A 22,318-nucleotide genomic window follows, 5' to 3' on the forward strand; every position below is an offset into this window, starting at 1 on the left:
GATATCTTTCAGTGATTGTAAATGATATTGAGATATGTAGTTGCCAAGTCGGGCAATCCCTATCAAAATTGCTACGGAACACGGAACACGGAACACGGAACACGGAACACGGAACACGGAACACGGAACACGGAACACGGAACACGGAACACGCGCAGGAGCGAGGAGGTGAGCGGATGCAGAATATCGAGCATGCACGATGGGCTATGTGGCAGCATGATGACGGAATCAATGGCATATCATCATCTACAGCATCACATGCTTCATTTACAAATGCCGATGCGAATACTGGAGATACAACATCACCTTCCATAGCTACACCCGTCGTTCAACTTGAGCAGGTCAGCAAGCGTTACGGCAACCGAGAGGTACTACATAGTATCGATTGGTCGATACTATCCGGTGAATGTTGGGGTGTGATCGGACCGAATGGTAGTGGCAAAACGACATTGATGCAGCTGATCGCTGGGACGGAGCATGTTCACACCGGTCAAGTATCGTTACAGGGTCAGGCGTTGTCGAGCTACCGCCGGCGCGATATTGCCCGATTCATGGCGGTGCTGCGTCAGGATGGATTGGCTCCGCTGCATGATCCGGTGCGTGAAGTAGTAGCGATGGGGCGATACCCGTATCAGAACTGGCTCGGTCGTGACGAAGACCCAGATGTAGATGAATTGCTGCATACCATCATGGAGCGACTTGATTTGCTATCGTTGGCGGACAAGCCGCTGGATCAATTGAGTGGTGGGCAGCGGCAGCGGGTAGCTTTTGCCAAAGTAATGGCGCAGCAGCCTCAATTGCTGCTGTTGGATGAACCGACGACGTATCTGGATATTGCATACCAGGTGCATTTTATGGAATGGCTGGATCAATGGCGCAAAGAAACCGGTATTACGGTCGTTGCTGTGCTGCACGATCTGAATCTGGCAGCACGATATTGTGATCGTTTGCTCGCACTGGATAACGGGCAGGTACTTATGAACGGTACGCCACAGCAATTGATGCAGGAAGATGTCATTCGTCAGCTATTTCATATTCAGCCTGCTATCGTGCATCATGATGAGATTGATGTGCCACAGCTTCTCTTAAAACGCGGAAAAGGAATGCAAGCTCGCAAAGCGGCGGAATAGAGTGGTAGAATCCTATGCACGATGAACGACTTTTGCATGATGCCTTTACGTAGATGAACGATAATATTGGTTGGTGTCAGGGTAAATATACAATCTACAATCACACAATGCCATAATCGCAAACAGTATGCGCAGCGAATCTACGCGGCATACTGTCTTTTATTTTCAAATGGCTATGCAGTAAGCCATCCTATACGCCAAGTAGCAACAGCTACACAAAGGAGTGATCCAATGGATAAACAAGCAGCTGTCATTATGTTACAGGGCACCGCCTCGGATGTCGGCAAAAGCATGATCGCTACCGCATTATGCCGATTGTTCAGTCAGGACGGCTGGCGCACCGCGCCGTTCAAGTCGCAAAATATGGCAAACAACTCCTACGTTACGTTGGATGGCAAAGAGATTGGACGCGCGCAAGGGGTACAGGCAGAAGCATGCGGTCTGGCAGCGACCACAGATATGAATCCGATTCTGATCAAGCCGACTGGCGATATGCACTCTCAGATCGTTGTGCATGGCAAACCGTATGCACAGATGAGTGCTTGGACATACCGGGAAGACTTTTTACCACAGGCACAGCAGCTTGTGATGGATGCACTTAACCGATTGCGAGCACAGCAGGATATCGTTGTGATCGAAGGTGCAGGCAGCCCGGCAGAGATCAATTTGAAAAGCCGTGATATCGTCAATATGAATCTCGCAGGCTGGGCAGATGCGCCCGTGCTATTGATTGCGGATATTGATCGCGGTGGTGTATTCGCTTCACTCGTCGGCACCTTACAGTTGCTGGAACCACACGAACGAGAGCGAGTCAAAGGGTTGATTATTAACAAATTTCGCGGTGATCCGGCATTGCTACAACCGGGCATCGACTGGCTGGAACAATATACAGGCATTCCTGTGCTGGGCGTACTGCCGCATGATACTGACTTACAGTTGGATGCGGAAGATTCCCTTGCACTGGAAACGCGGCGGTATCACCATGATCCGGCAAAAGAATTGGATATCGCTATTATTCGCTATTCGCGCATCTCTAATTTTACCGATTTTGACATGCTGGAAGCGGAGCCGGATGTGTCGGTTCGCTATGTCGAGCATGCTGGACAGCTTGGTGTACCGGATGTTGTCATTTTACCGGGGAGTAAGGATACGTTGTCTGATCTGCAATATATGCGCGAACGCGGTCTGGATGTAGCTTTGCAGCAATTACGCGATTATAAACCTGTACCATTGATCGGCATTTGCGGTGGGTATCAGATGCTCGGTTATACACTGACTGATCCGGGTGGATACGATTCGCCGCATATTCGCACGGAGCCGGGGTTAAACTGGTTGCCGGTGACGACGGTATTTGCTGCGGAAAAGAAAACGGTTGTAGTGGAAGGTCATTTGCGGAGTGAGGCACTGCGTATGTTGGAGCCGATTTCTTCTGAGGAAACAACGCCTGCGCTGATTCCTGTGACTGGCTACGAGATTCATATGGGAGAAACGATATGTGCGGAGACGGAGCATCATCAGCCGCTATTTACGCTCCATCATGTCGCAGAAGTGGTCAACGATGAAGAAATCAAAGAGTCAGATACTGCAAGCACCATAACAAGCACACCAGAGACAAGGAAAGTAGAGGACAGCAAAGTCGAAACGGATTGGCAAAATGCAGGCTTTGATGGCTGTATATCACCAGATGGCTCGGTATGGGGGACGTATTTGCATGGAATCTTTGACAATGATCTGTTCCGTCGTCACTGGCTGAATATTTTGCGGCAGCAGAAGGGGCTGGAACCGTATCCTGTAACGGTACAAACAGAACCGTATCGTCAGCAAGCATTTGATCATATGACAGAGCTGGTTCGCGAACACTTGGATATGGAGCAGATTTACGAGATTGTCCGAGCTTCTATTGAACGGGATGAACAGTAAAGCATGAGTACGTCGTCATAATACAAAAAAGCAGAAGTCGCTAGATGGACTTCTGCTTTTACATATTTATAATTGATCAGCATCAGCATCAGCATCAGCATCAGCATCAGCATCAGCATCAGCATCAGCATCAGCATCAGCATCAGCATTACTTCAGTTTAAACTTGCTAACCGCAGCTTGCAACGAGAGGGCTTGCTCATTTAGCTCTTCCATTACCGCAGCATAAGCGAGCATTTCGGATGATTGGCGCTGGGTGTTTTTGGCGATGCCCTTGATGTTATCAAGTGCTTTTTGCGTAATCTCGGCGGTTTCATCTACCGATGCGCTCACCTGTTCAGAACCGGCGGAGATTTCTTGCGTAGCTGCGGATGCGGATTGGACAGTCATATTGACCTGTTGCACCAGCTCCACCAACTGATCAAAGGATTGACCTGCTTGCTGCACAAGACGTGTACCGGATTGCACCTCTTCGCTGACACGATTCATCGACTCGGTCGATTTGAGTGATTCTTCGCGAATCGATTGCAACGCGGATTCGATCTGCTGAGCAGCACCGCGCGATTGGTCTGCCAGATTACGAACCTCAGCAGCAACAACGGCAAAGCCGCGTCCATGCTCCCCTGCGCGTGCCGCTTCGATGGAAGCGTTCAGCGACAGCATTTGAATCTGTTTCGTAATCTCGCCAATCGATAGCAAAATCTGACTGATTGCTTCGGAGCGATTAATGAGCATTTGTACAGATTGACGAGTATCGGATACGACTAGCTCGACCGAATTCATTTGATCGACTGCATTTTGCGCCATACCATTACCAGCTACGGCGTGATCGGATGCTTCACCCAGTTGCTCGGAAATGTCGGATGTCGAAGTTGCAATATGCTGAATACCATTGGTGATTTCTTCCATCGCGCGTGCATTTTCGGTAGAGGAGGTAGCAATCGTTGTACTGCCATCCTTAATCGTATTGATGGACGTTACCGATTGATCGACCATGCCCTGCATTTTGTTAATACGCGTTGTCAGAGCTTCGGTACCGAGCGATACTTTTTCCGAGCTATCGAGCACTTGATTAACCATCGTGCGCAGATTTTCGGTCATCAGACGGAAACCGCGTGCTAGCTGGGCGATCTCATCGCTGCCTGTCATTTTGATATCCTGCTGCAAATTACCTTCGGCAACGAGACGGGTATGACGAACGAGACGCGCCAGTGGCAACGTAATTTTACGGCTGAATCGGTACGCTACGATCATGCAGACAATCGCTGCCAAAAGCGCAACGACGAGTGTTGTCCAGATCAGGTTGGCGGTAATTCCATCGACAAAGCTTGCGTCCATACTGGCGGCAACAAGCACCGAGCTTCCCGGAATATGATAATAGTACGTAACATGCGAACCGGTGTCTGTGCTGTACAGATCAGTTAGCAGCTTATCTTTGTCCATCGCGGTATTGATGTTTTCATTCAATTCCACTTCTTGCCCTTCTTTGAAGTTCTTCGATTTGCTGGCAAGAGCGGCAACGACTGCTTTATCTTTTTCTACACGCAATACATATAGATTATCCAGCTCATACGTAGTCAATTGATCGCCCAGATAAGATTCCAGCTTCATGATTTCGCCGCTGTTACCTTGAGCTGCCTGCATGACCTGTGTATTGTCGAGATCTTTTAAAATACCATCCATCGCGATATTCAGTACCTGACGGAACTGAGGCACCACGTTTTTGTCAACAATCCCTCTAGTCATCATATAGAAAAAGATACTCATGACCAGACAAACCGCGATAATCAGCAGGGCAAACGTCACCATGATTTTGCGGCTGATCGATTGATTGATAAAACGAAACATATGAATTCCCCTTCCTCTACTTGACGCATGTACAGTCTAAGATGTCAAAAATTGCGTCTATCCATTCTTATTTCCAGTGCAATTTCTCTCGGCGTAACATTAGCTAACACGAATCATTCCAATATTAGAACGGTACTCGTCTACATGGAGCAGGTTGTAAAGTTTTGATGTATGTAGTAATGAGCATCCAGCACCCAATGAGCGCATCGTCTCCCTTCCAGCTTTCGTCAATTCATAATCTGTTAGTATCAGTATGAACACAAGACCAGGCTATTTATATGCTAAAGGTACTAAGTAAAAAGACACAAATAATTTCTTATTTTATATCAATTGACCGTCGTTTGAATAGTTCTTTTTACATGTAAAATGTCAAAAAAATAAAAAAAACCGCAAAAATAATAAAAATTTGGCAAAAAAATCGAAAAATATATCATAGTATTAACACTACTTGTTTACTGGGCATTATGATACAATGGTTCATGCATTCGTTGTTTATACACAAAATGTAGAAGAAAAGGGGAGAATTAACGAATGAACGTAGGATTGGTTATTTTGAATGTGCTTCTGCTCGTTGTATTGATCGGCGTGCTATTCTGGATGCAGCGTAAGCATGTTTCGTTTACGAAGCGCGTATTTACAGGGCTGCTGCTCGGTATTGTGCTAGGGGCATTGATTCAATGGATATATCCGGCAGATTCGAAGATCGTCTCGGATTCAATGGAATGGTATAGTCTGATCGGTAACGGTTATGTCGGGTTGCTGCAAATGGTCGTGATTCCGCTTATTATGGTATCGATTATTATGGCAATCCTGAAGCTAAGTGGTGGTCAGAATCTCGGCAAAATCAGTACATCGATTCTGCTCGTATTGCTGCTCACGACAGCGGTAGCTTCGGCGGTCGGCATCGCTGCCGCGCTAGGCTTCGGCTTGACGGCAGAAGGAATGCCAGTCGGTGAAACTGAGCAGCAGCGTGGTACTGTGCTGGAAGAACGATTGGGCGAAGTAGAGGACAAGTCGTTACCTGCACAGTTGCTTGAATTTATTCCGACGAATCCGTTTGAAGATATGACAGGCGCACGTCCATCATCCACGCTCGCTGTGGTGATTTTCTCCGCATTTGTCGGCGTGGCAGCGCTTGGATTTATGCGTAAACATCCTGAGCAAGGTGAAGTATTCCGCAATCTGATGGAATCCATCTATGGTGTGGTGATGCGACTCGTCACGATTATTTTGCGCCTGACGCCTTACGGCATTCTGGCACTTATCGCCAAAATGGTCGCCACTACGAGCGGACAGGATATTATGAATCTGTTCAAATTCGTCATCGCTTCGTATGTAGCGCTCATCGCCATGTTCATCATTCATCTGGTGATTCTGGCATTTAGTGGACTCAACCCGTTCCAATATGTGAAAAAGATCATCCCAACGCTCACCTTTGCCTTTACATCACGTTCCAGCGCGGCAACGATTCCGCTGAATGTGGAAACACAAACGCATAAGCTGGGCGTATCGGAAGGTATTGCCAATCTGTCAGCAAGTTTTGGCGCAACGATTGGGCAAAATGGCTGTGCTGGTATCTATCCATCCATGCTGGCGATTATGATTGCGCCGACTGTAGGCATCAATCCGCTGGACTGGCAGTTTATTTTGACCCTGATCGCCGTTGTGACGATCAGCTCGCTCGGTGTAGCGGGTGTTGGCGGTGGAGCTACGTTTGCCGCATTGATCGTATTGTCGACGATGAATATGCCGGTTGCACTCGCTGGTCTGCTGATCTCGATAGAGCCATTGATCGATATGGGGCGTACAGCGCTTAATGTGAGCGGCTCGATGACAGCGGGTGTCGTTAGCAGTCGTGTGCTCAAAGAGCATGACCGTGAGAAGTACGATGAACCAGATCGCGGTCTGGATACAGTAGAAGCGTAAGCAATCAGCAACAAGGGCAATACACTTGTAGCATCAGAGAAAGCATGCAGAACCGAATCTTTTTTCGGAATTTGCATGCTTTTTTGATTGTGTTCATCTATACTATTTCCGAGTAATCATATGATATTGCAGGAATAACGGAAATATATCATAGGTATACGTAAAGAGGCGTCGCTCGTTATACCGTTAGAATCATACTTATAGAATCCATACCAAATCTAGTATTTGACGCCATATACGATCAGCATCAGTGGAAACGGAGGAGGCTGTGTATGCGCAATTCTGCATCATCCCGTCATCATACGGATTTTTGTGAGCAGTATCGTAATCAGCATGAGCATCTGGTGATCGGGCAAATGTCCGGCACATCGCTGGATGGGCTGGATACCGCGCTTGTGCGCATTACGGAGCATGAGCATGGAGTACCGTCGGCAGAGCTATGTGGCTTTCATTTTATTCCCTATCCACCAGAGCTGCGCGATTGGCTGCAAGCATTATGCTCACCACAAACGGCGCGTATTGATCGGCTAGTTCAGGCACATGTTGGAATTAGCGAATGGCATGCGTATGCAGTGCAGCAATTGCTGGTAGAACAGCAGCTAACCAGTGATGATGTGGATCTCATTGCTATGCATGGGCAAACGGTATGGCATGCACCAGAGCCGCAGCCTTTTCCCGGACCGGAAGGATCATCATTTGCTGTGCGTGCGACATTGCAGATTGGTGAATTGGCAATTGTGCAGGAGCGTACGGGCATTCCAGTTGTCGGTAATTTTCGCGCAGCGGATATGGCGGCAGGTGGGGAAGGGGCGCCGTTAACGCCTTATGTGGATGGATTGCTGTTTGGCAGTGAGCAGGAAGGGCGAATCATTCAAAATATCGGCGGCATCGGTAATGCTACCGTTCTGCCTGCTGGAGGGCGACGACAGGATATCTGGGCATTCGATACTGGACCGGGCAATATGATTATGGATGAGCTGGTACGATTGGACACGAATGGAAGGCTACACTACGATCCACAGGGAGAAATTGCAAGTTCTGGACAGGTAAATGAGGCACTGTTGTCTTTATATATAGATGATCCGTATTATGACCGTAAGCCACCGAAAAGCACGGGGCGCGAAGTGTACGGCACTGCCTTTGCGCATCAGTTTTGGGAGCAAGGAAGGCAGCAATCGCTCTCTTTTCCCGATATATTGGCGACGGCAACTGCATTGACTGCGGCTACGATTGCACAGGCGGTAGAACGTTGGATTATTCCGCAGCATGACATACACACCCTGCTGACGTGTGGCGGTGGCTCGTTCAATCTGACCTTGATGCGAATGCTGGAGCAGCGCTTGCCGACAGGCATAACACTAGGGCGTACCGCCGATCTGGGTGTGCCGGATGAAGCGCGCGAAGCGATGGCTTTTGCACTGCTGGGGCATGAGGCATTGATGGGTAGAACGGCTAATTTGCCCGCTGTAACCGGAGCATCGCATCATACGATTCTTGGCATGATGGGGTTGTAGAGACTACATTCCTGTGATAAAGTTAAACAGGTTTTCAGCAAATTTTCACCATTTTCGCGGTTCGTAACCATCCCGCGTTATCAAAACTAGGGGGAAACTGGATTGTTCAACATAGGTTGGGGTATTTTATTCGTGCTTGTGATTTATACATTATTTGTACTCAGTTATCGTTTGTTTGGGATTAAAGGGATGTATGGCTGGATTGCCATCGCCGCTATTCTCGCCAATATTCAAGTGATCAAAACGATTGAACTCGCAGGTGTGGTGACGACGCTGGGCAATACGCTATACGTTAGTATGTATCTGGCAAGCGATTTGCTGAACGAGCGCTTCGGTCCCAAGGTGGCACGTCGCGCCGTCTGGTTTGGCTTTTTCACCTTGATTGTAACGACGATTGTTATGCAGATGGCATTGAAATTTGAAGTTGCACCGGGTGTGGATATTTCCTCGGATGCGCAGGCAGCGCTGGAATTGATTTTTGGAAATATTTCTATTCTGCTGATTGCGAGTCTGACTGCATATCTGGTCAGTCAGCTGTTGGACGTGCGATTGTATCGCTGGCTGCGTCGCTCATTCCCGGCACCGAATCAGCTATGGATTCGCAACAACGGCAGTACGATGATCAGTTCATTTGTCGATACGCTGATCTTCTGTACTATCGCTTTTATGGGAATGTACGAATGGTCGGTCTGGCTGGAAATTCTGTTCACGACGTATATTTTAAAATTCATTCTGACTGCTGTCGGTACGCCATTTCTGTATCTGGCACGTAGCTTCAAGGTGCCGGCTGAAGATCAGCCACTGCTGATTCGCCCAGCTGCTGCCAAAGGCGAAGCGGAATAAAGGTAACGCTTAATGCGTAAGCAATATTCGTATATGCAAACAAAACACGCCATTCTCTACTTGAGTACGTAAGAGAAATGGCGTGTTTGCTTTTGCATTCATCCAAAATGATGAATGACTGTCGAACAACTCAGTTGCCGATGACGGTCAATTCTTTCGGGAACGAGGATAGTACATCAACACCTGTGTCGGTTACGATCACATCGTCTTCAATGCGCACACCACAATGTCCGGGGATATAAATGCCCGGCTCGACCGTAAACAGAACACCGGATTCCACCAGCGTTTCGTTGCTGCCGTGTACTGACGGATATTCGTGCGTATCCATTCCAAGCCCATGACCAAGGCGATGGATAAAGCGATCTCCATAGCCTGCTTCGGTAATTACATCGCGTGCCGCTTTGTCAATTGAGGCAAAGGTAACACCCGGTCGCGTAGCTGCAATCGCTGCTTCGTTGGCAGCAAGAACCGTATGATATACGTTTGCTGTCTCATCATCCACATCACCTAGCGCAAAGGTGCGGGTAATGTCGGAAGCATACCCATTGTAAAACAGACCAAGATCGAACATCACCAGCTCGCCGGATTGCAGCTTGCGGCTACCCGGTACGCCGTGCGGCAACGCAGTATTCGGACCGGACAATACCATCGTGTCAAAAGCGGCTTTTTCGGCGCCGACTTTTTTCATTTGGTATTCCAGTTCGGCAACGAGATCAATCTCAGTTATACCGACGCGTACGCTGGACAGACCACGGCGCAGCACTTCTTCGATTTTCTGAATCGAAACGATCATGCGCTGCACTTCGTCCGGCGATTTGCGCGAACGCATGCCGTTCAGCAGACTGCCGATATCGCTATAACTCTCAGCGTCCAGCTCGGCGGACAGCTGTTCAAAGCGTGCTACAGATAGATGTTCCTTTTCCACGCCCAGTTTGCCGATCTTGCCCTTGACGTAATGCTTCAAGCGAACATACGGATTGTCGGTATCAGTGTGCGTTTCGATGCGTTCTACAGTGGACACGCTGCGTGCCTTGTCTTCATCCAGAGCGGGCAGCAGAATAAACGGCTCGTCTCCGTCTGGAATGAATAAGCCGAGAAACCGCTCATGCGGATCGCTGGCGAATCCGGTCAAATAATATACATGCTTCGGATCGGTGATCAGCAGGCTATCCAAACTTGCCTGTTTCATCAATCCGCGCAGAGTAGCAATTCTGTCGTCCATCGGTTAGCAGCTCCTTTGATTGCTGGATCGTTATCTAGATTCTGAATCAATATCAACATCTTCTATTGTAACGTGTTCCCCAAGTGAACGAAAGCAGTCGACTCTGCAATCAGCTGGCAGCTGCCAGTGCGGATTGGATATCTTTGATTTGTTCCAGATGGCGCTGCTCGTGCAGACCGATAAATTCCAACCATTCTTCTAGCGTTAGCGGTCCAAACACGGGATGATTCATCGTTTTTTGCTTCAATTGCTCTGGATCAGCAGTTTCCACCACTTGCTCCAGACGATTGCGTGAGCGATCCAGACGCGTATGCAGCTCTTGTAAAGTGGCATGCTTATCAGCAGGCACCAGATTGGATGGCGCCGGGATTTTGCGTGAACGATCCAGCGTCAGGTAAAATGTAGGCGTCGCGCCATCTGCACGCGACAATGGCGGCGGAGTCGGTTCGGTTTGCTGTAATGTAGCATTCAAGCGTTCAGTGATCGCTTGTTCCATTAAATACATATGCTCCAATACCTGTGCAATACTCCACTGGTCAGGTTGCGCGTGTTCATTCAGTATCGTCTCATCCAGAGTATCGACAAAGTTCCAGACTTGTTCACGAACAGAAATAGTATGAGGATGGATCATAACAATACCTCCTTGGGTTGGTGTTGCGGATTAGGTGGAACATTCGGTACTGTCTATCTACCTTGAGCAGAACCGATTATAATTGCAGAGTACCCGGTTCAGCGGAGCGTTGAAACGCGAGTCTGCCTTTCCAGCCTGTTATAGAGGATTATACACCATCTGTCACGAATATGACTGTGACCGCTGTTATCGCTGTTATGTACATATTTTATTAAGGATAAGGATATACCCATACCTTTGTCATATCACCTTGTTGCTGAATAATTCAATACTGCCGCAATCAGGGTAATAAAGAGCAGCAGACCCCAATACCCGCAAAACGAAAAGCGAAGGGAGCATCATCATGACATCAATGGACTCCGGTCAGCCGGAACCGCAGCAACAACGAGAAATGGAAGAAGATTACGGCTATGCCGCTATCTATACTGCACAATTGCTTTATAAGGAAAAGCCGGTCATCGACCGGGAAGCATTGTACGCCAAAGTGCTGGAATATACAGGGCCCGTACGTACTGCCGAAGATCTGGCAGAAGATGCGGAAGAGACACTCGCCGTGTGGGAAGCGCGTAGTGAAGCAAGCAATAGTGAAGAAGAGGATCAGGAAGATCATTATCACTTTTTCCATCTCAATCACACATTGGAATATCAGGAAGGCTCTATGCCGGTACAAACGGCGTTGATGCCAGCAACAACCGCTCCATTGCCATCGATGTATGAGACGGCGATTCAGCAGTCTTGGCATTGGCCAGAAGCAGGCGCTGTGCTGGAACAATGCAGCTATGAACTGCTGCTGACGGATATGATGGCAAGAGGCATGCCGCCACAGGAGAGATTGTCTTTGTTCAATAAAGTGATGCGTGCCGTCCTAGAGGTCGCTCCATGTGATGCAGTCTATTACAATGCAAGCGACAAACTAGTATCGGCGGAAGCGTTATTGCAAGCGCTAGAGCAGGACCAGCAGCTATATGGTGCGCTGAATATTCGCTTGTATAGCATTCCGTCTGATGAAGAACGACGCGAGATGGTGATGGACAGCTGCGGCTTGTCGGCGCTTGGTGTGCCGGATGTGCAGTGTCATTTTTACGATATGGAACCGGCGGAAGTGGCGCAGTTTTTGATGAATGTAGCGGATTATATTTACCATCAGGGAGACATTATTACCGACGGAGAGACAATCGGGATGCAGGAGGATCAGCGCTGGAAGGTAGAGCATCAGTATTCGCTTGTTGCTCCGCGCCGAGTAGTGCTTGATCTGGACCCGGGGCAAACGTATTATGCCGGTCATCAGCAAACCGGACATTCCGATGGTGGACAGGAACAGGTTTAATTCATGGACTATTATCGATTACGATTTGAAGAAAGTGATGAAAATTATTATTTTGAGGTGGACAGTGAGCGAACCGTGTTGCGTCAAGTGATTGAAGACGAAGGACGCTGGATCGTATCCTGCCGCTCAGATGAGGAACTGCATTTCTGCTTATATGATCAGGAGTTTGATCAGAGTATGGATGATGCAGAAGGCGAAGATATTACCCGTGAGCAATTTGAACAGGTATGGAGCCAAGCGACTGCACCGCACCGCCGGGAATGGGAGCAGACCAAAGCCAAATTCCAGTTTGGCGATGTGGTGAGTGGGATTATCGAAGTCTTTTATCCACAGGGTGTTATTCTCAGTCTGCCTAATGATGCGTATGGTATTATCGACGACGGGGAATGCAATGCAGCCGTGCCGCCAGAAACACGGTATCCTGGCTATATGGTCAAAGCGGTCGTGACCGGGCTGGATGAAGTGAATATGTGGCTACGTTTATCGTGTAGTTAATCGTAAATAATGAAACAGGAGATTGATCAAGTGAAAACACTGATCTCAATCATTCAACCCCGTCTGGAGCAAGCACAACTGCTGCCGGACGGATTGTGGGAACTGCTGGATGAACAGGCTTATTTGGACTACCGGGACAGTGCTGATTTTGACGCTGCTTGGATTGCAGCGTATCAGAAGCTGCATCGGGATGGGCTGAAGCCAGTAGAGCAAGAACAGATGCAGGAATGGAGTCGGTTGGCTTTTGATCAGGTGATTCGTGCTTCTGGTAGCGGTGATCTGGCTGCCTATATCGCTGATGATATCGATCTGATCTTCTGTGCGTATCTGTTAGGAGTGGAGGACGAATTTGTCCACTGGCTGGCGGAATGTTATGCCGAGCAGCGTCTACCTGCCTGATCATTCCAAAAGAATATAGGAAGAAGACAGTCAACTGCATATGCGCTCCAATTATGAGCGCCTCTATACTTAATACGCCGTGCACCCATTATCGGGCAGCACGGCGTATCATTTGGTTGAACACTTCTGATAGAACGAGACCGAGCGCAATCGACCCGGATAACATAGCAGCCTGAGCGGCCAGTGCAGTAGCTTCAGCATAATTATTTTCCACAAAATGACGCATGGAATTGTACGCTAATCCGCCAGGAACGAGCGGAATCACACCGGCGACGCTGAAGATGATCACCGGCGTTTTGTAGATGCGTGCGAAGATCTGGCTGATACCGCCTACAATAAAAGTAGCAAACAGCGTCGCTGCAATCGGATCAATATGCTCATACAGCAAAATATACACCATCCACCCCAGCATACCGGAGATTCCACATTGCAGCAGCGAACGTCGCGGCGCATTGAACAGAATACCGAAACCGGCGGAAGCGATAAAGCTGGTCGCAAGCTGAGCCAGTATGTACATAATAACCTGCCTTTCTGTCCAGACCTGCTGGAGCTACACAAATGTCAAAATAATCGCGACGCCCGCACCGATCGCAAAGGCGGTCAATAGCGCATCCGCGCCTTTGGAGATGCCGGAGACGAGATGACCCGCCATCAGATCGCGGATAGCGTTCGTAATTAGCAAACCCGGCACCAGCGGCATAACGGAGCCGATGATGATTTTGTCCAATTCGCGTCCGATATGAAACTCGACAAAGATCGAAGCCAGCAGTCCGATCGCAAAGGCAGCAGACAATTCAGCAAAAAACTTCACTTGTACCCATTTATGCAAATACAATGCCGCTGTATAGCCGACAAATCCGGCAATGACCGACGGGATAAAATCTGCCCAGCCGCCCTGAAACATAATTGTAAAACAGCCACTGGCAATAGCAGCAGCCAGCATTTTCAGCCAGGTCGGATATTCCGGCGGGCCTGCCTCAATCACTTTTAGCAGGGTATACGCATCGACAGCGCTCAATTCGCCGCTGCTGATGCGACGCGAAATATCGTTGACCTGCGCGATTTTGTGCAAATCGGTGGTGCGTTCATCGATACGTACCAGTCGTGCGCTCTCAGCGCCGGTTGTAGAAAACATGATCGCTGTCGGCGTAACATAGCTGTGCGCGCCGGGCATGCCGGACGCATCAGCGATTCGGGTCATCGTATCCTCTACCCGATACGTTTCCGCGCCGCTTTGCAGCATAATTTGCCCAGCCAGCATACATGTATCCATAATCTCATTAATCGCCCGGCTAAACGTTGACGGTTGATCCAAGCCCATTCTCCATCCTCTCCTGAACATTCATCTATCACATTATGCGTGATCCTTCACAATCATTCAATCCTTAGCATACACAATCCTGCGCAAACTATTGCAAAAAGAACTGAATTGCTGAAAACGTCTGCAAATCCTTGAGAACCATCATGTGCTACATGGGATGTAAACAATTGCCGTGATATTCCCCAACTTTTCTCACATTTCGTGTCTAAATTCAAAAATTTGTATGATTTTTTTGGGAATATCCAATAAAAAATCTTTCTTCTTGGAGCGGGAGGGGTATAATGTTATGTAATCCACATCATCCAGCGAACAAGGGAGGAAAGAAAGATGGACAAGGTGTTACATGAGAGTAAGGTACTGGAGGAAGTGTTCAAAAGAGGGTTTCACCTAGAGCAGGTCAAATTCCGCAGAGGCCAGAGACGCAATCTTGCTTTTTATACCGAGTCTATCGGGGAACTGCGCGTGACCACAGGTAAAATCGTGGCCGATGATCCGTACAGCCTGATACAATCCACTCCATTTGTGCAGGAATTCCCTAAAGGATCTTTCCCGGTAGAGCTGTCGATTGCTTGCATTACCGATCCGGCGGAGCAGCGTGAGAATCGCCAGATTCCTGTGGACGAACGGGTTGCTTTTGCCCGTGTTATATTCAGTGATGCGCCAGTCGCACGCTGGGAAGGTGCAGAGCGCGAATTTAGCCCTGAAGCCGATCCGTACAATTTGTATGAGCAGGCGCGCTGGGGATTTGCCGTCGATTCTGGCACTGGTAGTTATCTGGATGCTCGCGCTTACCGTTGGTTGGCTGAGCAGCAGGAGCTGGACAATCCAGAATTGGCACAGGAATTGATGGATGCGTGGGAGGCGGCAGCGATCGAAACCTTCCGTCCTGTCCGCAGCTGGTTAGTGACTGAACTGGATACCGGCGATAATATGGCGCTATTTTCCAGTGGTTTTGGCAATGGTGTGTATCACAGCTATATTGGCTATGCTGCTGATGGTAGCTGCGCCCAGTTAGTGACTGATTTTAACGTATATCCTGATTAATGACATGTAGAGAGACAACAATATAATGGCACGATCAACAGGCACCGCCGGAGAAGTGATTCATCCGGCGGTGCCTGTTGTAATAACTAGCATAGCCACTTACAATACATTGAGATGTTAGGGAAAGGGGAGTTGGAGATGAGTAATCTGGATAGAGCCATTATCGTTGCAACACGCGCCCATTCTGGTCAAACGGATCGCGCTGGACAGCCGTACATTTTGCATCCATTGCGGGTGATGCTGAAAATGAGTTCCGAGGAGGCTCGAATCGTCGCCGTCCTGCATGATGTGCTGGAAGACACGGACGTAACCGCCCATGACCTTGCTGCCGAAGGCTTTTCCGAGGAGATTGTGGATGCCGTTCAGGCGATGAGCCGTCGTGAGGGAGAGGATTATCACGATTTCGTCCGACGTGCCAAACAGAACTCGATTGCCCGTACGGTCAAGATCGCGGATATTGAAGATAATATGGACCCGTCGCGTAACAACGAGCCGTCTGTAAAAGATATGGAACGGCTGAGCAAGTATGGACGTGCGCTGGATGAATTGATGACAGAGACGCAAGCGGCGCATTGAGCTGGGAATGCAACCATGTAGTGTATAACTATGCAGAGTGTTGTTGCGAAATAGATGTAACATTAAAAAGGAATGTTCGGAATAAACCTAAGACTGCCGCATATGGGCAGTCTTTTTTTGTGGAATAACCATTGTGAAACTATCCGATTTGCGCTTTGAATATTGTATATACGGCATAATTATGATGGTTCTCTGTAAATCTCTATACATAAAATTCATTTTTGAACCGATAATAACGTAAAAAGTTGTTTAGTTAATTATTTATATTTCATCGGTCAAAGGGGCTGCCAGCAGCATGAAGAAAAATAAAGAAAATCTAACAGCCAAAAAGGTTATACACCTCGCCAGCACGTCCATTCTGGCTACCGGTCTCGCAGCTGCGCCAGGCGTAACACAGGCACAGAGTGTAACGACATCGTCGGCAACCTCTACTTCTTCCTACAGCGTCAGTACCGATCAGCCAACCGTCTACACTGGTGATTCCATTGCCTATTTCAAACAGCAGTTTTTTAAAAGTTCTTCCAAGCTGACGCATGGTGAGAGCGGGTCGGTTCCGATTGCTCGTGCAATGAGCTTTGCTGTGAAAAAATCGGCAGTGCTGACGGCTCAATTGCAAGCGAGTGATGAAGATAGCGACGATCAATTAACGTACCATATCGGTAGTCAGCCTGCTTCGGGAACGCTGACACTGAATGCGAATACCGGCGATTTTACGTACAATGGCGCTAGCGCAGGCACGTATACCTTTACCTATTATGTGACCGATTTGCAAAATCATACATCCGATCCGGCAACGGTAACGATTGAAGTGAAAAAGGACAAAGACAAAGATACGACATCGTCCAGCTCTTCATCAACACCATCAACTCAGCCGCAAACGACTACACCATCCAGCCCATCCACAACAACTACGACTCCAACTGCAAGCGGCACGACAACGATTGATGCAGTACATTCTGGTACCAGCACCGATAGCGCACGTACACGAGGAGCAGCGGTTCTGGCTCCACAATCCAGTGAGCAGCAGGCAGTATTACAGGTACTGACCGATCAGATTCGTCAATCGGTCAGCGATTCTCAAGTCAACAAAACCGTAATGATCGACGCCTCCGCTGTCAAAGGTAAACAACAATACCAGATCAACTTTAGCGGTGCTGTTGTGCAAAGTCTGTTGTCCAAGCAAAATGGCTTTGCTGTTAAAACGGGCGATGTGAGCATCTATATTCCATCCTCGGCTTTGAACAAGCTAGTACAAAATGAAAAGCTGAACACCTCGGATCAGGCAAACTGGGTGATTAGTGCACAGAAAGTAGCCGCTCCTGCTAACGTGGCTGGCGCAGTAAATGGCACCGCATATCAGGTGAGTGTACAGGTTGCTAGTGGTGACCAACAAACAACGGTAAATGATTATGCTAACCGGTATATCCAGCTCGGCGTAGCCGTACCAGATGCCGCAGGTAGTAGCAATGATTATGTAGGCATGGCGACCGATACCAATGGCAATTCCTACGTTGTGCCCGTTACGTTTGACGAGAATGGGAATGCTTCTGTGCATGCACTGGAAGGCGCAACTTTACAAATTGTCAAAGTAACAGCACCAATTGCTAACAGTAGCGATTCCTCACAACTGCAACTACTGAAACAAAAGCAGATCGTGCCACAAGCGCAACAGAGTGATGTCAATGGCAATTCTGCAATGACACGCGGCGAATTGGCGCAATATCTTGCATCGGCGCTGGGCATCAATACAAGTCAATCTACGGGCACATCATCGTTTACCGATCTGGCATCGAATACACCGGAAACACGCGCGATTCAAGCCCTGTCTGCAACTGGTATTCTGAAAGGCATATCCGGCACGGAGTTTGCACCGGATCGCGTGATCAGCCGTGAGCAACTTGCTGTGATTCTGACGCGTGCCGCCAATGTATATGGATTGGGCGAAGGTGCGGCAACAAGTACAACCACACCAACGACGAACTCAGCTGCTAGTCAATGGGCAAAAGCCGAGCTTCAACAGGCGCTGAGCGATGGCAATGCTTCCGGTATTGTATCTTCCGGCGATTCCGCGCTGACAGCCAACCCGGTTGTCACGCAAAATGAAGGAGCCGCTACACTTGTAAGATGGCTGCAAAACAATCAATTGCTGAATTCCTAATCGAAACTTGTACACCGTACATTTCGTGCAGATTTGGCAACAGCAATAGACAATACTGAACTGCACAATGTGCATAACCAAAAGAGCCTCTGCTACGTTGAATACTTTCAACAGCAGAGGCTCTTTGTAATGATTGTATTTTGTAATGGTAGTATGTTGTATCGGTGGTATAGAGTAAGCGTACATGCTCCATCTGAATTGAAGATATATCAGGTCGTTATATTCAGAATCGCATCTGACTCATACGGCGATTATGACTTCGGAAGTAGCGACAGGGCATACGGCACAGCATACTTTGCAACTTCAAACGAATGGAAGGAGTTACCGATCCGGTTGAAATTTGCTTCAAATAACCAGATGTTGCGTTCGCGGTCAATGCCAATATCAATGGCCACTTCGGGGAACCGACGCTTGAGTAGCGGCTCCAGATAGGCGGCAACACCGGTAGCCAGCTCGCGAATGCGTTGATCCATTGTACCGCCTTGCTTCTCGCCATATTCCAGATTGAGAAACCAATCCCATTTGGTCGCTACCCGTAACGTCTGCTCATGATTGGTCACCTTACGATATGCAGATACCGCGACATAAGGCTGTACAAACGCCACATCCCACTGACCATCCGCTACTTTCATCACATGGGTTCGCAGATGAAACGGATAATCCTGCCCGGTCGAACTATCAACAAACCGCTGTAAAATATAACCCTGTCCAATCGTCATCGATACAAATTGCTGTAATTGCTCGGTATCCAGCTGGTGTAAATACGACTGATCATACACTTCGTAGCCATCTTCCAGCTGCCGAATATTGAAAATATGCTGTCCATGCGACCCGGTATCCGGCTTCAGCACGGTATATTGATGCTTCTGGATGAACCGGACGATGCTTTTCGGATGTACAGATTCATGAAACGGGATCAACAGAGATTGCAACGGTTCTGGTGCTTGTTGCAGCAAGCGATAAATATGCATTTTGCTCATGGAGCCACTTTTCAGTTCATGGGTAGCAGGAATATGTGACAATTCACTGTACATGCGCGAATAAGCGGCAATGCCGCGCTTTTTCAAGCGGTCGAATAATACGTCAGGATACGGACAATCGTATGCCACCCAGCGAGAATGCTCCCATACATAGCCGAGCAATCGTTGTTGTGGATAGAAAATATCATCAGCATATATACGCACCAGTATAGCGTCATGCAATCGGGCAACCGCTGAACAGGCTTCGATAAACAGATATTCTGTATCGTCCGCTTGTTGCAGAGAAAGCAAGCCGATCACCTGAGGATTCGTCGGCAACTTAGGTAGAGCATCCAGCAACAGATGACGCTGAGATAAATGGACAGCATAAGCGACCGCATGTTCAGCACGTTCTGCTTCATGCTCCCGTGTCTGCGGCGCAGTGTTGGCTTCGTAAAACCACCATTTGCCCTGCTGATCCAGCGCTATATCCAGCCCCAGCTCATCCAGCGGATAATCATACAGTCCATCGATATCCTGAGCCAGCTGCAAGCCCAGTTCCGGCAAACGGGCGATATAATCGTCGGCATGCTGTGGATGCTGTTGCTTGATCCATGCTGTCCAATCGGCTGTCGCACCGCCCTGTTCTAGATTGCTTGTTACTGCGCCGGGCTGTCCATAACGTACATATAATCGTGTCAGCTGCATCGTACCATCCTGCCCGCGCTGCACATGAATGCGAAAATCAAATGGACGTCCATCCTCAGTGACACTTTGAATATACGGCTGCATCAGATAGGTTTGACGCTCCAATAGCGGCTCGGCAAGTCTGCGCAATCCGTCCATTTCCAATATCAATGCTGTATTGCCTGTTTGCCAGCTATACTGGTCATTGTCCGTCAGTCGTACTCGAACGATATGCTGTCCTTGCCGTCCCTGATCTGGTTTTAAGATCAGATCGCGCTGCTGCTGCAACAATTGCAGCATACTATCAATGCCTGTGCAGACAGTGGTTGGCACAATCCAGTCTCTCCATTGTGGTAACTCGCTCAGCATGTCCTGCACCTTTTGCTTAGTATGAATAGGATGGGAAGTGAACGTGACTAGTCGATTCAAACGCTGTTCCACTGGGGAACGTTCAGCAGGCAGACGCGCCATTTCGTTCATCACAATCTCCGGCAGTGGACACTCGCGCAGAAGCCAATTGCCAGCTTGCTCTGGATCAGGAATCATCGCTTGCACGGTTCGCTGCTCCAGATCAATTCCATCTTCGTCAAAAAAGAGCAGCTGCACATGCTGCCGCTGCGCTGCTTGTACAAGTGCTTCTACACGCCCGGCAGGTAGTAGATGTAAAGGATGTACCGCATGATAAACCCCGATATCCGTCATAATCATTCTCCTCGATTAAAAATAAAACGTTGTACAGCAGGCAGGTGTTGCCACACAATCAGCAAGCACAGACTGTGAATCATTAAGAGTATCCCATCTATCCTGTCATCCATGATCGTTGGATACAGGAAAGGAGAGCACTATGCTCTCCTTTTTCTTGTGATCCCGTTCATTTGATCCAGTTCGTTGGTGACTACATCGTTGTACCGATGCAGATCAACCGGTTTATTTTACATCTGCTGGATACACAAGCCCCAGCTGCTTGCGTGCGTCTTCCATAATCTCTGCTGTAATCAGGGAGCTTTCCCATGAAGCAATCTCTGATTCCTGTCGTCCATCCGCAATCAGATCGAGGAATTCGCGGATTTCGTAGTACATGGGCGGCTCGTACTGCGTCACATGCAGATTCTCGGCGAATCCACCGCGATACGTCATCACGATCTGATTCGGCTCGCTAATCTTATCAATGCGAATGCTGCCCAGCTCGCCCTGAATTTCGGATGGCAGAGAGGAGTCGGTGATTTTGGAATACATAATCACCGCATCCATATCATCGTACGAAGCGATAATACTGCCTTCACCATCTACACCAGATTCCAGCATGACGCCTGTTGCGCGTACCGTATTCGGACGACCGAATAGTACTGCTAGCGGATAAATACAATAGACACCAAGATCCATTAACGATCCGTTGGAAAATTCCGGACGGAACGCATTTTGAATATTTCCTTCTTTGTACGCATCATAGCGAGACGAATATTGACCATAATTGGCAAAATAACGTCGTACCTGTCCCAGCTTCGGCAAACTATTATGCAGCGCTACGAAATTCGGCATTAGCGCCGACTTGATCGCTTCCATCAGCGCTACACCATTGCGGCGCGCCGCGTTAATCATGTCTTGCACTTCTGCCACATTAGATGCCAGCGGCTTCTCACACAGCACATGTTTGCCATTGTCCATACATTGAATCGCTTGCTCTGCATGCAGCGAGTTGGGGCTGGCAATATAAACCGCGTCAATGTTACCGCTATCCAACATCTCCTGCAAATCAGTGTAGTGATGCGGGATGCCATATTTCTGTCCAAATTGCGCAGCCCGTTCACCGGTGCGCGAATACAGTGCAGTCAGTTCAAAATCCTCATTGCGTTTTGCAGCCTCAATAAAACGCTCTGTAATAAAGTTTGTGCCAATGATACCAAAGCGGACCATACCATCGCCCTTTCTGTAGTGTATAGATTGTAGTAGATCGCCAGCAGATCAGGTCATTGCCATCAGCAGAAAACGATGCTGCCTGACATCCCAGTATCCGTGCGATTGCATGTGCAAATGAATGGAATACAGTCTAACCATTATAACTGAGTAAACCATATGCTGACAAAGTGTTATTTGGTACCGTTTTCGGCAAGTATAGAAGCAAATATAGAAAAAGCTGATATATACGCCTATTTCATCATAAATTTCGATAAGCAGGACAGTATAAATCTCTTCTTTTCATATTGAATAAAATGATCAATGCTGATAAAGTTCATTCATAACTTAGTATTTAGGTAGGAATTATAGGTTAACGAACAGTGTAGTAAGAAGTGGAGTAAGACTGGGACAGGCAATCAAATGA

At 48.3% G+C, this 22,318-nt stretch carries 18 protein-coding genes; 11 read left to right on the plus strand and 7 right to left on the minus strand.

Annotated features, from left to right (window positions below; translation table 11 throughout):
* Window positions 1-176: 176 nt before the first annotated feature.
* Together ACE3MZ_RS06310 and ACE3MZ_RS06315 are read left to right on the plus strand one after the other, a co-directional pair.
* Complete coding sequence (locus ACE3MZ_RS06310; RefSeq protein WP_411345612.1) at window positions 177-1,130, plus strand: ABC transporter ATP-binding protein; 954 nt, start codon at window positions 177-179, stop codon at window positions 1,128-1,130.
* Between the two features lie 231 nt (window positions 1,131-1,361).
* On the plus strand, window positions 1,362-3,050 hold the full coding sequence (locus ACE3MZ_RS06315; protein WP_411345613.1) for a cobyric acid synthase: 1,689 nt from the start codon (window positions 1,362-1,364) through the stop codon (window positions 3,048-3,050).
* A 148-nt stretch (window positions 3,051-3,198) separates the two neighbouring features.
* On the opposite strand, the gene ACE3MZ_RS06320 is transcribed toward ACE3MZ_RS06315, so the two are convergent.
* Window positions 3,199-4,896: a methyl-accepting chemotaxis protein gene (locus ACE3MZ_RS06320; protein WP_411345614.1), complete on the minus strand. Its 1,698-nt coding sequence runs from the start codon at window positions 4,894-4,896 to the stop codon at window positions 3,199-3,201.
* Window positions 4,897-5,427: 531 nt separating this feature from the next.
* Between ACE3MZ_RS06320 and ACE3MZ_RS06325 the strand changes: the two genes are divergently transcribed.
* The 3 genes from ACE3MZ_RS06325 to ACE3MZ_RS06335 all read left to right on the plus strand — a co-directional run bounded on the left by ACE3MZ_RS06325 (window position 5,428) and on the right by ACE3MZ_RS06335 (window position 9,179).
* Window positions 5,428-6,822, plus strand: coding sequence for an L-cystine transporter (locus ACE3MZ_RS06325; protein WP_411345615.1), 1,395 nt, complete (start codon window positions 5,428-5,430; stop codon window positions 6,820-6,822).
* A 272-nt stretch (window positions 6,823-7,094) separates the two neighbouring features.
* Complete coding sequence (locus ACE3MZ_RS06330) at window positions 7,095-8,336, plus strand: anhydro-N-acetylmuramic acid kinase (protein WP_411345616.1); 1,242 nt, start codon at window positions 7,095-7,097, stop codon at window positions 8,334-8,336.
* A 102-nt stretch (window positions 8,337-8,438) separates the two neighbouring features.
* Window positions 8,439-9,179, plus strand: a complete 741-nt coding sequence (locus ACE3MZ_RS06335; protein WP_411345617.1) for a queuosine precursor transporter — start codon at window positions 8,439-8,441, stop codon at window positions 9,177-9,179.
* Window positions 9,180-9,309: 130 nt separating this feature from the next.
* Here the strand turns inward: ACE3MZ_RS06335 and ACE3MZ_RS06340 are convergent, their stop codons facing one another.
* Together ACE3MZ_RS06340 and ACE3MZ_RS06345 are read right to left on the minus strand one after the other, a co-directional pair.
* Window positions 9,310-10,401, minus strand: a complete 1,092-nt coding sequence (locus ACE3MZ_RS06340; protein WP_411345618.1) for a M24 family metallopeptidase — start codon at window positions 10,399-10,401, stop codon at window positions 9,310-9,312.
* 109 nt (window positions 10,402-10,510) lie between these two features.
* Entirely contained in the window at window positions 10,511-11,032 is a 522-nt protein-coding gene (locus tag ACE3MZ_RS06345) for a DinB family protein (RefSeq protein WP_411345619.1), read from the minus strand.
* A 343-nt stretch (window positions 11,033-11,375) separates the two neighbouring features.
* Between ACE3MZ_RS06345 and ACE3MZ_RS06350 the strand changes: the two genes are divergently transcribed.
* From ACE3MZ_RS06350 to ACE3MZ_RS06360, 3 genes are read left to right on the plus strand one after another with little or no spacing between them, the layout of a single operon-like run.
* Entirely contained in the window at window positions 11,376-12,359 is a 984-nt protein-coding gene (locus tag ACE3MZ_RS06350; protein WP_411345620.1) for a DUF4261 domain-containing protein, read from the plus strand.
* A 3-nt stretch (window positions 12,360-12,362) separates the two neighbouring features.
* The gene (locus ACE3MZ_RS06355) at window positions 12,363-12,854 is read left to right on the plus strand and encodes a hypothetical protein (protein ID WP_411345621.1); all 492 of its coding nucleotides are present in this window, start codon (window positions 12,363-12,365) and stop codon (window positions 12,852-12,854) included.
* A gap of 30 nt (window positions 12,855-12,884) precedes the next feature.
* Window positions 12,885-13,253 carry a hypothetical protein gene (locus ACE3MZ_RS06360; RefSeq protein ID WP_411345622.1) on the plus strand — a complete coding sequence of 123 codons (369 nt, stop codon included), beginning with the start codon at window positions 12,885-12,887 and terminating at the stop codon, window positions 13,251-13,253.
* A gap of 88 nt (window positions 13,254-13,341) precedes the next feature.
* On the opposite strand, the gene ACE3MZ_RS06365 is transcribed toward ACE3MZ_RS06360, so the two are convergent.
* Together ACE3MZ_RS06365 and ACE3MZ_RS06370 are read right to left on the minus strand one after the other, a co-directional pair.
* Entirely contained in the window at window positions 13,342-13,770 is a 429-nt protein-coding gene (locus ACE3MZ_RS06365) for a threonine/serine exporter family protein (protein WP_411345623.1), read from the minus strand.
* A gap of 33 nt (window positions 13,771-13,803) precedes the next feature.
* Window positions 13,804-14,574 carry a threonine/serine exporter family protein gene (locus ACE3MZ_RS06370; protein WP_411345624.1) on the minus strand — a complete coding sequence of 257 codons (771 nt, stop codon included), beginning with the start codon at window positions 14,572-14,574 and terminating at the stop codon, window positions 13,804-13,806.
* Between the two features lie 327 nt (window positions 14,575-14,901).
* Between ACE3MZ_RS06370 and ACE3MZ_RS06375 the strand changes: the two genes are divergently transcribed.
* The 3 genes from ACE3MZ_RS06375 to ACE3MZ_RS06385 all read left to right on the plus strand — a co-directional run bounded on the left by ACE3MZ_RS06375 (window position 14,902) and on the right by ACE3MZ_RS06385 (window position 18,352).
* Window positions 14,902-15,618 (plus strand): DUF4241 domain-containing protein, encoded by a 717-nt coding sequence (locus ACE3MZ_RS06375; RefSeq protein WP_411345625.1) that lies wholly within the window; start codon window positions 14,902-14,904, stop codon window positions 15,616-15,618.
* A 138-nt stretch (window positions 15,619-15,756) separates the two neighbouring features.
* Complete coding sequence (locus ACE3MZ_RS06380) at window positions 15,757-16,194, plus strand: HD domain-containing protein (RefSeq protein ID WP_411345626.1); 438 nt, start codon at window positions 15,757-15,759, stop codon at window positions 16,192-16,194.
* 295 nt (window positions 16,195-16,489) lie between these two features.
* Window positions 16,490-18,352: an S-layer homology domain-containing protein gene (locus ACE3MZ_RS06385; protein ID WP_411345627.1), complete on the plus strand. Its 1,863-nt coding sequence runs from the start codon at window positions 16,490-16,492 to the stop codon at window positions 18,350-18,352.
* 251 nt (window positions 18,353-18,603) lie between these two features.
* Here ACE3MZ_RS06385 and ACE3MZ_RS06390 read toward each other — a convergent pair whose 3' ends face one another.
* A complete protein-coding gene (locus tag ACE3MZ_RS06390; RefSeq protein ID WP_411345628.1) occupies window positions 18,604-20,700 on the minus strand; it encodes a YheC/YheD family protein in 2,097 nt (698 codons plus the stop codon).
* Window positions 20,701-20,925: 225 nt separating this feature from the next.
* A complete protein-coding gene (locus tag ACE3MZ_RS06395; protein WP_411345629.1) occupies window positions 20,926-21,912 on the minus strand; it encodes a Gfo/Idh/MocA family protein in 987 nt (328 codons plus the stop codon).
* Window positions 21,913-22,318: the final 406 nt, after the last annotated feature.

Origin of the sequence: Paenibacillus sp. WLX1005, from assembly GCF_046603685.1 — a bacterium.
Classification (GTDB): domain Bacteria; phylum Bacillota; class Bacilli; order Paenibacillales; family Paenibacillaceae; genus Saccharibacillus.

Excerpts from the sequence above, each read along its gene's own strand:
- ACE3MZ_RS06355 (WP_411345621.1), top strand. The coding sequence starts at position 12,363 with ATGGACTATTATCGATTACGATTTGAAGAAAGTGATGAAAATTATTAT.
- ACE3MZ_RS06370 (WP_411345624.1), bottom strand. The coding sequence starts at position 14,574 with ATGGGCTTGGATCAACCGTCAACGTTTAGCCGGGCGATTAATGAGATT.
- ACE3MZ_RS06340 (WP_411345618.1), bottom strand. The coding sequence starts at position 10,401 with ATGGACGACAGAATTGCTACTCTGCGCGGATTGATGAAACAGGCAAGT.
- ACE3MZ_RS06350 (WP_411345620.1), top strand. The coding sequence starts at position 11,376 with ATGACATCAATGGACTCCGGTCAGCCGGAACCGCAGCAACAACGAGAA.
- ACE3MZ_RS06395 (WP_411345629.1), bottom strand. The coding sequence starts at position 21,912 with ATGGTCCGCTTTGGTATCATTGGCACAAACTTTATTACAGAGCGTTTT.
- ACE3MZ_RS06310 (WP_411345612.1), top strand. The coding sequence starts at position 177 with ATGCAGAATATCGAGCATGCACGATGGGCTATGTGGCAGCATGATGAC.
- ACE3MZ_RS06375 (WP_411345625.1), top strand. The coding sequence starts at position 14,902 with ATGGACAAGGTGTTACATGAGAGTAAGGTACTGGAGGAAGTGTTCAAA.
- ACE3MZ_RS06365 (WP_411345623.1), bottom strand. The coding sequence starts at position 13,770 with ATGTACATACTGGCTCAGCTTGCGACCAGCTTTATCGCTTCCGCCGGT.
- ACE3MZ_RS06330 (WP_411345616.1), top strand. The coding sequence starts at position 7,095 with ATGCGCAATTCTGCATCATCCCGTCATCATACGGATTTTTGTGAGCAG.
- ACE3MZ_RS06320 (WP_411345614.1), bottom strand. The coding sequence starts at position 4,896 with ATGTTTCGTTTTATCAATCAATCGATCAGCCGCAAAATCATGGTGACG.
- ACE3MZ_RS06390 (WP_411345628.1), bottom strand. The coding sequence starts at position 20,700 with ATGACGGATATCGGGGTTTATCATGCGGTACATCCTTTACATCTACTA.
- ACE3MZ_RS06385 (WP_411345627.1), top strand. The coding sequence starts at position 16,490 with ATGAAGAAAAATAAAGAAAATCTAACAGCCAAAAAGGTTATACACCTC.
- ACE3MZ_RS06315 (WP_411345613.1), top strand. The coding sequence starts at position 1,362 with ATGGATAAACAAGCAGCTGTCATTATGTTACAGGGCACCGCCTCGGAT.
- ACE3MZ_RS06380 (WP_411345626.1), top strand. The coding sequence starts at position 15,757 with ATGAGTAATCTGGATAGAGCCATTATCGTTGCAACACGCGCCCATTCT.
- ACE3MZ_RS06325 (WP_411345615.1), top strand. The coding sequence starts at position 5,428 with ATGAACGTAGGATTGGTTATTTTGAATGTGCTTCTGCTCGTTGTATTG.
- ACE3MZ_RS06345 (WP_411345619.1), bottom strand. The coding sequence starts at position 11,032 with ATGATCCATCCTCATACTATTTCTGTTCGTGAACAAGTCTGGAACTTT.